Here is a 10,843-nt window from a genome sequence, read left to right as displayed (position 1 = left end):
ACCTCAGAAACCGAGCGACGAGACGCCCTACCAGGATGGCTGCATCACTATAATCATCACCGACCCCACACAGCCTGCGACAGGCTCGCCCCAATCACCCGCTTAACCAACCTCCCCGGACAGTACAGCTAGCGGGAGATCGGCAACTGCTGAGGCGAGCGAAAGCGCGGCCGCCAGATCCGTCGATGGCTCCGAGGCTCTGGCCCCGCCGATGGTGGAGACGAAGATGTCCTTGCGGTCGAGATCGACACCGAGGCGGGACTGCAGCACTGCCACTGTCATGGCGACACGGGACGAGTCGACGCCTGAGGTTGTCCGTCTCGGTGGACCAGCCGGTGCGACTGCCAGGGACTGAATCTCGACCGGCATTGGCCGCCTGCCCTCGAGGGTGATGGTGACGCACGTGCCGGGCACGGTCCGGGCCCGATCGGAGAGGAAGAGTCCAGAAGGATCGGGCAGTTCGCTAATCCCCTCGTCGATCAGTTCGAAACAACCGACCTCATCCGTCGGCCCGTAGCGATTCTTGACGGCACGGACCATCCGAAGGCGGGAGTGGCGCTCGCCATCGAACTGACACACGACATCGACCAGATGTTCGAGAACCCGGGGACCGGCGATCGAGCCGTCCTTCGTCACGTGTCCGACGAGAAGAATGGGAAGGCTCCGTGCCTTCGCCAGACGGACGAGGCCCGCCGTGACTGCTCGGACCTGGGAGACGCCACCAGCAGCCCCATCGACGGAGGTGTCGACGATCGTCTGAACTGAATCGACAACGAGCAGTGATGGAGGGTTGGACTCGACATGGCCGATGATCGTCGCGAGATCCGCTTCGGCCGCCAAATGCAGATTCGGGGACATAGCGCCGATTCGTTCTGCGCGCAGACGCACCTGGGAGGCAGATTCCTCACCCGAGATGTAGAGCACGGGTGCTGTGTTGAGGCGCGACACCTGAGCCGCGACATCGAGAAGGAGAGTCGACTTGCCCACGCCGGGTTCGCCAGCCAGCAGAATGACCGCACCGGGGACGAGGCCCCCGCCGAGAACCCGATCGAGCTCGCCGACGCCTGTCGTTGACCGTTCTGTGGCAGACATAGCGACATCGGTGATTGGAGTCGCAGGTGAGGTCGGCGCGAGAGACTTCGCGCTGGTGATGGGAACGGGCCTCGTTTCCACCATCGTGCCCCACGCCTCGCACTGCGCGCAGCGGCCCACCCACTTGGAGGCATCCCAACCACATTCGGAGCAGGAGAAGGACGGACGATTCTTAGCCATGGTCGAAGCGTATCGAAGGCCGGTGCCCAAACAGCCGCGGGAAAAGGGCTAGTGGAACTGCCATTCAGCGGCGAGCAGCGAACTCGTCGAGAAGTTCGACATTGCCGGAGACAATAATGATGTCGTCTTCGCCGATCCTCGTCTCCGCAGTCGCGTACTCGAACGGCTCGTGTGGCGACTTCACTCCGATGATGTTGACGCCGTAGCGCTCGCGGACCTTCGACTCGCCGATCGTGAAACCTCGCAGATCGTGCGGTGGCCGCATTTTGACGATGGTGAAGTTATCCTCCATCTCGATGTAATCGATCATCCTGCCGGCGACCATGTGGGCGACGCGCCTGCCCGCATCGAATTCGGGATAAACACGCCGGTTGGCGCCAATCTTCTCGAGGATGCGACCGTGGTCACGGGAGGTTGCCTTGGCCCAGATTTCCGAGACTCCCATCTCGACAAGGTTCGCTGTCGTGAGCACGGAGGCCTCGAGGCTGGAGCCGATGCCGACGACGGCGACATTGAAGTCCTTCGCTCCGAGCTGCTCGAGCGCCTCTTTCGATGTGGAATCGGCTTCAATCACCGTGAACCGGTGGGACCACTGTGCGGCGAGATGCGGGTCCTTTTCGACGGCGAGCACCTCCCGGCCCTGCTCGGCGAGAGTGAACGCGACAGCTGATCCGAATCGGCCGAGGCCGATGACGAGGACGGCTCCGAGGCGGTCCTGCGATTTACGTGACATGGTGTCCTCCGACGCTCATTATAGCTAGCCGATGATCGGTCGTTCTTCAGGGAAACGGATCTGACGCTGTCTCTCTCGCATGGCGAGCGCGGCTGCGAGCGTCATCGTGCCGAGCCTGCCCGTGAACATGAGGAGGATAAGGACAACTTTGCCTGCCGTCGGCAGGCCGGGCGTGATCCCGAGTGACAGTCCGCATGTCGCGAACGCCGAAATCGCCTCAAAGAGGACGCTTTCGAGCGGTAGATCGGTAATGAAGACGAGGGCGAGAGTGCCCGCGCCGACAAGGGTGGAACCGAGGAACGCGGCCGAGACCGCGAGACGAAGTGACGAATTGGGAATCCTCCGATTGAAGGCGACCGTGTCCCTGTCACCTCTCGCTTCGGAGATGATGGCGAGGACGAGGACTGCAAACGTGCCAACTTTGATTCCGCCTGCGGTCGACGCCGAGCCACCACCGATAAACATGAGGGCGTCGAAGACGAACACTGTGGAGCCACTTAGCCCCGCGAGGTCGAGAGTGGAGAGGCCAGACGATCTCGCCGTTGTGCCGTGAAGTAGCCCGGCGAGGATTTTCTCGTCCGCGTCGAGAGCGGCAATGCTGTCAGCATTACCCCATTCGAAGAGGAAAAATGCCAGTACACCGCCGAGCCACAGAATCATGTACGTCGAGATCGTGAGCTTCGCGTGAAGAGAGAGATACCGGGGGCGACGCCAGTTGCGATGCAGGTCGCGGATAACGGGGAATCCGATCGCGCCGGCGATCGTGCCGACGATAATGGGGATGCAGAACAGCCAGTCGCCGACCAAGGGTTCGATGCCGCCGTCGACGATGACGAACCCGCCGTTGTTGAAGATCGACACGGCCATGAACATCGAATGCCAAATAGCCTCGAGCATCGGCTCGCCCATCGAGAGGAACGAGGGCAGGAGGAACACGGTGAGGATGACTTCGGCGGAGAGGGACACGACGAGAACCGCAGTGACGAGTGAGCCGACCTCGCCGAGGCGAGACTTCGTCTCCGTCGCGGCCAGCATTCGTTGCGTGAGGCCGATGCGATGGGAGACGGCACGGCCGAGGAGCGACGCGAGAGTCATGACCCCCAGACCGCCGATCATCATCGAAATCATGATGACAAGATGGCCGAACGTCGTCCACGAAGCAGCAGTATTGACAACTGTCAGGCCCGTCACGCATACCGCGGATGTCGCAGTGAACAGGGCATCAATGAACGTGGCGCTCCCCGGGCCGGCGAAGGCGAATGGTAGCCACAGGAGAAGAGTCGCAACGCCGATGATCGCGGCAAAGACAATGAGCGCGAGACGTGCCGGTTGATCCTGGGCGATCGCGTCGAGTCGCCCCCGGATCGTTCCGTTATGCTGCGCATCACGCTCGGCCATCGGCACACCTCCCTGCTTCGATAATCTGAACCTACCCCTAAGATGGTGTGATGCTCGCATGGGGAACATTGGCGGATTCAGTGCACAGATTGACAGCACTTACTCTATGATGAGCGAGAGCATAACTCTTACGGACACCCCTGCCGAATCTGCGGGAATGTCCCTCATGAGAACGGAAAAGTATGTCGCAGGTACCCCCCTCGGCTCCGCAGTTTATGACGGTGGCCGAAGTCGCGGAACTCGCACGCGTGTCGCGAATGACGGTCTATCGCATGATTCACGCTGGTGACCTGCCTGCCGTTCGTGTCGGCAACTCGTACCGGGTGCCGACAGAAGCCGTTGATGAATTGCTCTCAAAAACCGCCTTCGAGACCGACGAGCGTCACGCTTAGACCCCGGACGCGGTAGTATCTGCGGGTACCGTCCGTCGTCATGACACTGGAGGCAACCTATGGGTTCCGTTATCAAGAAGCGCCGCAAGCGCATGTCGAAGAAGAAGCACCGCAAGCTGCTTCGCAAGACTCGTCACCAGCGCCGCAACAAGAAGTAGGCATCGTGGGTCCGGAACGTCCGGGCCCACAGCCATCATGTACACGCTTGTCGTTAGACCCGGCTGCCACCTATGTGAGCAGGCCGAGCAGTCTCTTGCCGCCCTCGAAGAGGAGCGCGGCCTCGTATGGCGTGCCGTCGACATTGACACAGACCCGGATTTCGCTCAGTACTCAGACGATCTGCCGGTCCTCCTGAGCGACGGACGCCCGGTCGCGCGACTGACATCGTCCAAAGCGGCTCTCGCGCGAGCCACCCGTCCTCACCTGTGGAAACGTATCCTGCATAGTTTACATCTCAATTAGTTTTGGTAGAATAGCTCCGACCAAGGAGTTATTTACGATGTCTGATGTCCCATGGCTTGCAGCGGATGAGCAGGTCGCCTGGCGAAGCTACCTGCGCGGTTCAGCGCGCCTCAATGCCCAGATCGGAAACGACCTCTTTGAGGTCCATCGGTTCACCCTCAACAAGTATGAGGTTCTCGTTCGACTCTCCGAGAGCGAGGGTTGGACGATGCGGATGTCGGATTTGGCTGATGAACTCGTTCATTCCCGCAGCCGCCTCACCCGCACCGTCGCCTCCCTCGAGGAGGAGGGTCTCGTCGTGCGCGAGGCGTGCTCAGGGGATGGTCGAGGCCGCAATTGCCGCATGACCGCGAGAGGCTTCGACCTGCTGAAGAAGCTGGCGCCCGACCATGTCGAATCAGTGCGCAGGCACCTGCTCGACAAAATTGGCCGCGACGACCTGCTGACGCTCGGAAGGATCATGAGCAAGCTCCTCGACGAGGACTGACGTTACTGTTTCCCTGCTTGGTGTGGCAGTGTTGATCTATGGAATTGACGACCATTCACCTCGTTCGCCACGGCGAAGTGGACAACCCGACGGGCATTCTCTACGGTCGCCGACCTGGATTCCGGCTCACTCCTCTCGGCCGAGGCATGGGCGAAAAGGTCGGGGAGGAATTTGGGCAGCGGGACATTCGCTACATCGCCGCATCCCCACTCCAGCGCGCACAGGAGACCGCCTCGCCAACCGTGGCTGCGACCGGTCTTCCGCTGGAAATCGATGACCGGCTCATTGAGGCTGACAACCGATTTGAAGGCCTTGCCGTCAACAGAAATCGGGCCGTTCTCGCACACCCGAGGTACTACTCCTGGTATGTCAACCCGCTGCGCCCATCGTGGGGCGAGCCATACACCGAGATCGTCCGCCGGATGAGCGGGGCTATCGCGACCGCACTGGACCGGGCCCGCGGCGGCGAGGCTGCACTGTTCTCCCACCAGCTCCCCATCTGGACCATGCGACGCTTCGTCGAAAAGAAGCCACTCGCCCACGATCCTCGCAGGCGCCAGTGCGCTCTCGCGTCCGTCACATCGCTGACATTTGTCGATTTCCAACTCTTGGCACTCGACTACTGGGAGCCGGCGGCTGAGCTCCTTCGCACAGCGGCCGACATGGTCCCCGGAACGTCAGCGGCAGCCGAGGCGAAGGGAAACTAGTGCGTCGACTCGTCTGGCTCCTTCTTCTGCCGCTTCTCGCGGGGTGCAACAGTGCGATCGAAGGCACGGAGTATACCGGTCGGGATGCGAACTACGTGATGTGGCCGGAAGCCGAGCGCGGCGAACCGGTCGAGGCCAGCGGAGTAACCTTTGACGGCGACGAGGTCAATCTTGCCGATCTGCGCGGCAACGTCGTTGTCATTAACACGTGGTACGCGGCCTGTCCGCCCTGCCGTGCAGAGGCGGCTGACCTCAATGCGATCGCCGAGGATTACGCTGGTGACGTGACGGTCATTGGTGTCAACACCCGCGACAACAAGGCGGCAGCAGAAGCGTTCGAAAGATCGTTTGGTACTCCGTACGAATCGATCGAAGGTCGGAACGGCGAGTTTATCTCGGGCCTCGAGGGAGCCGTCCCACTTCAGGCAGTGCCAACCACCCTTATCCTCGACACCGAGGGCCGGCCCGCCGCGCGCTACCTAGGCCAGATCGATCCTCAGATCGTGCGAGGCATGATCGACGACTCGCTATGATGCCGCTGTCCGCGGCGGACTCGTTCGTCGGGGCCGTCACCGGCGGCCCGATGCTACTCGCGTTCGGAGCAGCGATGATTGCGGGACTCGTCTCGTTCGCCTCCCCCTGCGTCCTGCCCTTGCTACCGGGATACCTTGGCTACTTCTCCTCTCTTGCGCCCTCGGCAGCAGCCGGGGGACGCAATTGGCGTCTTGGGGGATCGGTGGCACTCTTTGTCGCTGGGTTTTCTGCGGTCTTCGTCCTCCTGGGGGTTGTATTTTCGGCCGCCGGGGCACGGTTCGCCCAACATCAGGACACGGTCATGTTCGTCGCAGGCCTCCTTATCATTGTCATGGGCGTTGCATTCCTCGGTGGGCTACCGTTCCTTCAGCGGACGACCCGGCTTCACATTCAGAAGCGGGGAGGTCCCATCGGGGCGCTCCTTTTAGGCGCCGTCTTCGGACTGGGTTGGACGCCATGTATTGGTCCCACGCTCGCAGCCGTCCTTTCCATGTCCTTCTCCTCCGGCAGCATCCAGCGCGGCACGATTCTCACGATCGCCTACTGCATCGGGCTCGGCCTGCCGTTCATCATCGCCGCGCTCACGGTCAACAGGTCCGCGCGGGCCCTCGCGTGGTTGCGCCGCCACTCGCGCGGCGTGCAAATCTTCGGCGGCATCGCTCTCATCGTCGTTGGTGTTCTCATGGTGACCGGCTGGTGGTCCGACATCATCGGTTGGGTAGCTAATCTTTCCGGGCAGACAGAATTGGTGGTGTGATGGAGACGATCCGCACGGCGCGCGACACCCCGGCGGGGTCCCCCGCGGGGATCGGCCTCAAGGGCTGGGGTAGATGGGGGTGGCGGCAGCTGACCTCGATGAGGAACGCGATCATCATGCTCCTCCTCCTCATCATCGCCCTCATCCCTGCCTCGCTTCTGCCGCAGAAGCGCCAGGACCCCGTGCTCGCGGAGCAGTGGATCGAGGACAACGGCGTATGGGGAAGCGTTCTTGACGCGCTTGGCTTCTTCAACATCCTCACCGCCCCCTGGTTTGCCGCTATCTACATCCTCCTGTTTATTTCCCTCGTCGGCTGTATCGTGCCGCGCTCCATCACTCTCGCCACCGACCTCAAGAAAGGCCCTGGACGGGTCCCTGCCAGGCTCGACAGATATGACACACACAAGTCGGTGGCGACCGACCTGTCAGAGGACGAGGCGTTGGCGTTCACTCAAAGGCGCCTGCGCGGGTACCGGACCGTCCGGAGGGATGGTGGGCTCTCGGCCCAGCGCGGCTACCTACGTGAAACGGGAAACATCATCTTCCACATGTCGTTGCTTGGCCTCCTCATCGTCTTTGGGCTGTCTCAATCTCTCTCCTTCCGCGGGCAGGCGATCATCGTCGAGGGCGAGACATTCGCGAACTCCGTCTTGAGCTACGACACCTTTGAGCGAGGAATCTTCGTTGACGAGGAGTCCCTACCGCCCTACAGCATCACCTTGAACGAGATGCGGCCGGAGTTTTATGAGGATGGCACGCCGTCGGCCTTCATGGCGGATGTGACAGTGACAAAGCCCGGGTCCGGGTCAAACGAGGTCATCCGGCCGAACGAGCCGCTCAACATCGACGGCACGAATGTCTACCTGTCCGGCAACGGCTACGCGCCGCGGGTAAGGGTGACGGACTCGGCTGGCAATGTGGCCTTCGATGAATTTGTCGTCCTGCCCGACGTGACACAGACATATGTGTCAACCGGTGTCATCAAGGTCCCGGACGTGACCGAGGGCGAGCAGCTCGGTTTCCAGGCGACGCTGTTCCCTACCGCTCAAGACCGGGATGGTGTCATCGTTTCCGTCAACCCCGACGCTCTCAACCCTGTGCTCGTGGCGACGACGTGGGTGGGTGATCTTGGGCTCGATGAGGGGGTGCCGCAGAACGTTTACCTGCTCGACACAGAACAGATGGAGCTCGTGACCGAGCAGGTTGGGGAGACCGCGATTGGCGTGCTGACGACGCTCGCCCTCGGCGAGGAGGCCGACATCCCGGGCGGTCACGGGACGATCGAGTTCGTCGACCTCGCACGGTTTTCAGCCCTTGACATGCGCTACGATCCGACGCTGGGCTGGATGCTCGTGTTTGCTGTGCTCGGCCTCGGCGGGCTCGCGATTTCCCTGCTCATGCCGTCCCGCCGAGTGTGGGTTCGATATGAGAACGGCACCCTTCATGCCGCAGCCATTGGCCGCAAGGGCGACGAGGGGCTCGAGAAGACCGTGTACGCTACGCTATCCCTCGAGGAGAACTCATGAATCTTGAAAGCATCAGTCTGGTCCTTATCTACGGCGCGATGGCGGCATACACGATCGGCATGCTCTCGTTCGCGATCGACCTGTCATCCACTGACCGCGACGGAACGCGCAAAGCCGCGAATATCGGTATGTCCGTCACGGTCCTCGCCTTTGCCCTGCACCTCGCGGGAACGATTCTTCGCGGTGTTGCGGCGAGCCGCGTCCCCTGGGCGAACATGTATGAATTCACGCTAACGTTCACCTGCGTCGCCGTCGGTGCCTACCTCGTGCTCGCCCGGCGCAGGGACCTGAGGACGCTCGGCGTTTTCGTCAATGGTCTCGTCCTCCTGTCGCTTGGAATGGCAATCGCCGTCCTCTATGTGAGGGTGCAGGGCACTCCGCCGATCCTCGACAATTATTGGCTCGTCATTCATGTGTCGACCGCGACGATCGCCATGGGCCTGTTCGCTTTCGGCGCGTTGCTCTCGGCGCTACAGCTCGTCCAGACTCGGCAGGAGTCGAAGACCGCCCTTTCTCGCGGGGGCACGATCGTTGAGGAACGGCCAGGGCGATGGCGTGCGCTACCGAGCGCGGCAGAGCTGGAACAGGGCGCCTTCCGCATTACCGTCATCGGCTTCCTCCTGTGGACGTTCACCCTCATCGCCGGGGCGATATGGGCGGAACATGCATGGGGCCGTCCCTGGAACTGGGATCCGAAGGAGACGATGTCGCTTGTCGTCTGGGGCTTCTACGGCGCTTACCTCCATGCCCGGTCAACGAGGGGCTGGGAGGGTAAGAGGGCGGCATGGCTCAACGTCATCGGAATCATCGCCCTTTTCATCAACTATTACGTCATCAACTTCTTCGCCGACTCGCTCCACTCCTATGCGGGGGTTTAACAGACCAGCATCGGCCTTGGCCATCGCGCTCGGAGCGTCACTGCTCGCCGGATGTGGGTCTGCGGAGGACTTGAAGTCGCGCTGGCTCGTCCTGCCGCAACCGCCTGAGGCTGTGACCCGTTTCGGGCCAGGCACCTCAGAGATTGCCGATCTCGACCTCGTTGGAGGCACCTTCTCCGTCCAACTTCTCGATGCCTTCGATCCGGGCGTCTTCCCTCATCACGGCAACTCTGTCCTTCCGATGAGCTTTGACAGCGGCCGCACAGTCATCGACGTTGACGCATCCGATGGTCCGGTGTCGATTCGTCTGAGCTTCACTGAGGATGACATCTACTACTCTGACGCGAACGGCGACACCTACCAAGATGCCCTTATCGTTCTCGACCAGACCAGTCTCTCTTACGCTTCCGAGCAGTCCGGGATCGACGGCGAAAGCGCGGAGGAGCGCCGCGGTACGGGACTGCTTGCCCTGACGTACTCGGAAGGGTCCGCGACACAGGCCTTCTATCTCAATGTGGGACCGCTCGAGAGCGTCTCGGCGATTGACGGCGGATTCTCGCTGACGACGGGGCGTGTCGATGGGTTGACGGACACGATTGAAATGGGATGGCCTGAGGGCGTTCCCGTCCGCATCGACGATCACGGCGGTGCAATCCAGTGCAGCCGCTCGATAGCCGAGATCGAAGAGGCTTACAACGCCCGCCCCGTCGGGCTCAAGACGCTAGCTGCAGTTCCCGAGAAGAGCGAGATTGCCGGCTACGAGGAGCAGGCAGCCTTCCCCCTACCGGGTGATGCTGCGGTGACAAGAAACTACCCTGGCTTCGATCGCATGATTTTTCTTCTCGACGGGGGAGACATGACCCGCTGGACCGACTATCGCTGCGGCTGGACTCCAGTTTCAGATCGGTAGCTGAGCCGCGCGGCTCGGTCGATGACCCACCCGGCGAAGCCCATGACCGGCACGTTGAGTGGCGAGGAGAGTGCGTAGGCCATGACAGGCGCGGAATCGGTCCCGACCCGAACAGAGCCGGTAGCCCACACGCCGGCCGCGAGAACGGCAAGGGAAGCGCACATGAAGGCAAGGGGGAGGCACCACCGGCCGACGGTTCTGGAATGTCGCCGCCACTGCGCAGTGGCGATGATGATCGCGACGACGCCGAGTAGCGGGCCAATGATCCCCCAGGGCTCGCCGGGGAGAGCGGCAAGGAGGCTTGTTCCCGAATCTTGCGGGCCACTGACGGCGCCGAGATCGATCCCCCAGTGCACGAGACCGCCATGGATCCCCGACCATATCGACGCGGCGATGTTGCCGACAAAGAGCCACGACGAGGCCCCGGAATCCCGTGTGACTGTCAGGACGGCACAGAGGACGATAGCTGGGGCGAGGCCTGTGGCAAGGACGTACCTGAACGTGAACAGCCAGGCCGGGTTGGCGCGGTGAGCGGACTCGCGTCCGGCGGCAGAAGCCACGGTCCCAACTGCAAGAGAGCCGGCGGCGAGGAGGAACAGGTTCGAGGTGACCTCCGAGCCCGGGGTGGGAATGGCATCGGCGACAAACCAGGCCGCTAGGTGTACTGACCGGACAGGTTGGTTGAGGCAGTGCGATGACACGCGCTGACTTGTGACGTGAAGAGAGGGCCTTCCGCGATTGAGTGGGAGTTGCGAAACCAGCACTCCGAGGAAGGCCCTCCGTATGT

General features: G+C 62.0%; 15 protein-coding genes. 11 read left to right on the top strand and 4 right to left on the bottom strand.

The features are described from left to right. A partial coding sequence (locus H7E91_RS11170; protein ID WP_182354407.1) for an integrase core domain-containing protein occupies positions 1–132 on the top strand: 132 nt, incomplete at its 5' end. Here H7E91_RS11170 and radA read toward each other — a convergent pair. The 3 genes from radA to H7E91_RS11155 form a co-directional block, all read right to left on the bottom strand. Further along, the gene (gene radA, locus H7E91_RS11165) at positions 103–1,272 is read right to left on the bottom strand and encodes a DNA repair protein RadA (RefSeq protein WP_182355189.1); all 1,170 of its coding nucleotides are present in this window, start codon (positions 1,270–1,272) and stop codon (positions 103–105) included. The genes H7E91_RS11170 and radA overlap by 30 nt on opposite strands. Positions 1,273–1,336: 64 nt before the next feature. Further along, complete coding sequence (locus tag H7E91_RS11160) at positions 1,337–2,005, bottom strand: potassium channel family protein (protein WP_182355187.1); 669 nt, start codon at positions 2,003–2,005, stop codon at positions 1,337–1,339. A gap of 24 nt (positions 2,006–2,029) precedes the next feature. Next, positions 2,030–3,403, bottom strand: coding sequence for a TrkH family potassium uptake protein (locus H7E91_RS11155; protein ID WP_182355185.1), 1,374 nt, complete (start codon positions 3,401–3,403; stop codon positions 2,030–2,032). A 182-nt stretch (positions 3,404–3,585) separates the two neighbouring features. Between H7E91_RS11155 and H7E91_RS11150 the strand changes: the two genes are divergently transcribed. The 10 genes from H7E91_RS11150 to H7E91_RS11105 are packed head-to-tail and all read left to right on the top strand — an operon-like array spanning position 3,586 to position 10,056. Beyond that, positions 3,586–3,795 (top strand): helix-turn-helix domain-containing protein, encoded by a 210-nt coding sequence (locus H7E91_RS11150; protein ID WP_182355184.1) that lies wholly within the window; start codon positions 3,586–3,588, stop codon positions 3,793–3,795. A gap of 59 nt (positions 3,796–3,854) precedes the next feature. After that, complete coding sequence (locus H7E91_RS11145; protein ID WP_005504750.1) at positions 3,855–3,953, top strand: 30S ribosomal protein bS22; 99 nt, start codon at positions 3,855–3,857, stop codon at positions 3,951–3,953. A 37-nt stretch (positions 3,954–3,990) separates the two neighbouring features. Then, positions 3,991–4,257, top strand: a complete 267-nt coding sequence (locus H7E91_RS11140; RefSeq protein WP_182355182.1) for a glutaredoxin family protein — start codon at positions 3,991–3,993, stop codon at positions 4,255–4,257. A gap of 37 nt (positions 4,258–4,294) precedes the next feature. Continuing rightward, positions 4,295–4,744: a MarR family winged helix-turn-helix transcriptional regulator gene (locus H7E91_RS11135; RefSeq protein WP_182355180.1), complete on the top strand. Its 450-nt coding sequence runs from the start codon at positions 4,295–4,297 to the stop codon at positions 4,742–4,744. 38 nt (positions 4,745–4,782) lie between these two features. Beyond that, a complete protein-coding gene (locus H7E91_RS11130; protein WP_182355179.1) occupies positions 4,783–5,451 on the top strand; it encodes a histidine phosphatase family protein in 669 nt (222 codons plus the stop codon). Beyond that, entirely contained in the window at positions 5,451–5,984 is a 534-nt protein-coding gene (locus tag H7E91_RS11125; protein ID WP_182355177.1) for a redoxin family protein, read from the top strand. Before H7E91_RS11130 ends, H7E91_RS11125 begins: the two co-directional genes overlap by 1 nt. Then, positions 5,981–6,742 (top strand): cytochrome c biogenesis CcdA family protein, encoded by a 762-nt coding sequence (locus H7E91_RS11120; RefSeq protein WP_241698563.1) that lies wholly within the window; start codon positions 5,981–5,983, stop codon positions 6,740–6,742. Before H7E91_RS11125 ends, H7E91_RS11120 begins: the two co-directional genes overlap by 4 nt. Continuing rightward, complete coding sequence (gene resB / locus H7E91_RS11115) at positions 6,742–8,268, top strand: cytochrome c biogenesis protein ResB (RefSeq protein WP_241698564.1); 1,527 nt, start codon at positions 6,742–6,744, stop codon at positions 8,266–8,268. Before H7E91_RS11120 ends, resB begins: the two co-directional genes overlap by 1 nt. Then, positions 8,265–9,146 (top strand): c-type cytochrome biogenesis protein CcsB, encoded by an 882-nt coding sequence (gene ccsB, locus H7E91_RS11110; RefSeq protein ID WP_182355174.1) that lies wholly within the window; start codon positions 8,265–8,267, stop codon positions 9,144–9,146. Before resB ends, ccsB begins: the two co-directional genes overlap by 4 nt. Positions 9,147–9,162: 16 nt before the next feature. Further along, complete coding sequence (locus H7E91_RS11105) at positions 9,163–10,056, top strand: hypothetical protein (protein ID WP_182355173.1); 894 nt, start codon at positions 9,163–9,165, stop codon at positions 10,054–10,056. Here H7E91_RS11105 and H7E91_RS11100 read toward each other — a convergent pair. Then, positions 10,020–10,843 (bottom strand): hypothetical protein (locus tag H7E91_RS11100; RefSeq protein ID WP_206680433.1); only part of this gene is annotated, 824 nt, incomplete at its 5' end. The two genes, H7E91_RS11105 and H7E91_RS11100, sit on opposite strands and share 37 nt — an antisense overlap.

The sequence above is a fragment of the Flaviflexus huanghaiensis genome, from assembly GCF_014118685.1.
Classification (GTDB): Bacteria; Actinomycetota; Actinomycetes; order Actinomycetales; family Actinomycetaceae; genus Flaviflexus; species Flaviflexus huanghaiensis.
The sequence above is the reverse complement of the archived record's forward strand: the minus strand, read 5'-3'. Positions and strand labels throughout refer to the sequence as shown.

Excerpts from the sequence above, each read along its gene's own strand:
- H7E91_RS11120 (WP_241698563.1), top strand. The coding sequence starts at position 5,981 with ATGATGCCGCTGTCCGCGGCGGACTCGTTCGTCGGGGCCGTCACCGGC.
- H7E91_RS11145 (WP_005504750.1), top strand. The coding sequence starts at position 3,855 with ATGGGTTCCGTTATCAAGAAGCGCCGCAAGCGCATGTCGAAGAAGAAG.
- H7E91_RS11160 (WP_182355187.1), bottom strand. The coding sequence starts at position 2,005 with ATGTCACGTAAATCGCAGGACCGCCTCGGAGCCGTCCTCGTCATCGGC.
- H7E91_RS11140 (WP_182355182.1), top strand. The coding sequence starts at position 3,991 with ATGTACACGCTTGTCGTTAGACCCGGCTGCCACCTATGTGAGCAGGCC.
- radA (WP_182355189.1), bottom strand. The coding sequence starts at position 1,272 with ATGGCTAAGAATCGTCCGTCCTTCTCCTGCTCCGAATGTGGTTGGGAT.
- resB (WP_241698564.1), top strand. The coding sequence starts at position 6,742 with ATGGAGACGATCCGCACGGCGCGCGACACCCCGGCGGGGTCCCCCGCG.
- H7E91_RS11135 (WP_182355180.1), top strand. The coding sequence starts at position 4,295 with ATGTCTGATGTCCCATGGCTTGCAGCGGATGAGCAGGTCGCCTGGCGA.
- H7E91_RS11155 (WP_182355185.1), bottom strand. The coding sequence starts at position 3,403 with ATGGCCGAGCGTGATGCGCAGCATAACGGAACGATCCGGGGGCGACTC.
- H7E91_RS11130 (WP_182355179.1), top strand. The coding sequence starts at position 4,783 with ATGGAATTGACGACCATTCACCTCGTTCGCCACGGCGAAGTGGACAAC.
- ccsB (WP_182355174.1), top strand. The coding sequence starts at position 8,265 with ATGAATCTTGAAAGCATCAGTCTGGTCCTTATCTACGGCGCGATGGCG.
- H7E91_RS11150 (WP_182355184.1), top strand. The coding sequence starts at position 3,586 with ATGTCGCAGGTACCCCCCTCGGCTCCGCAGTTTATGACGGTGGCCGAA.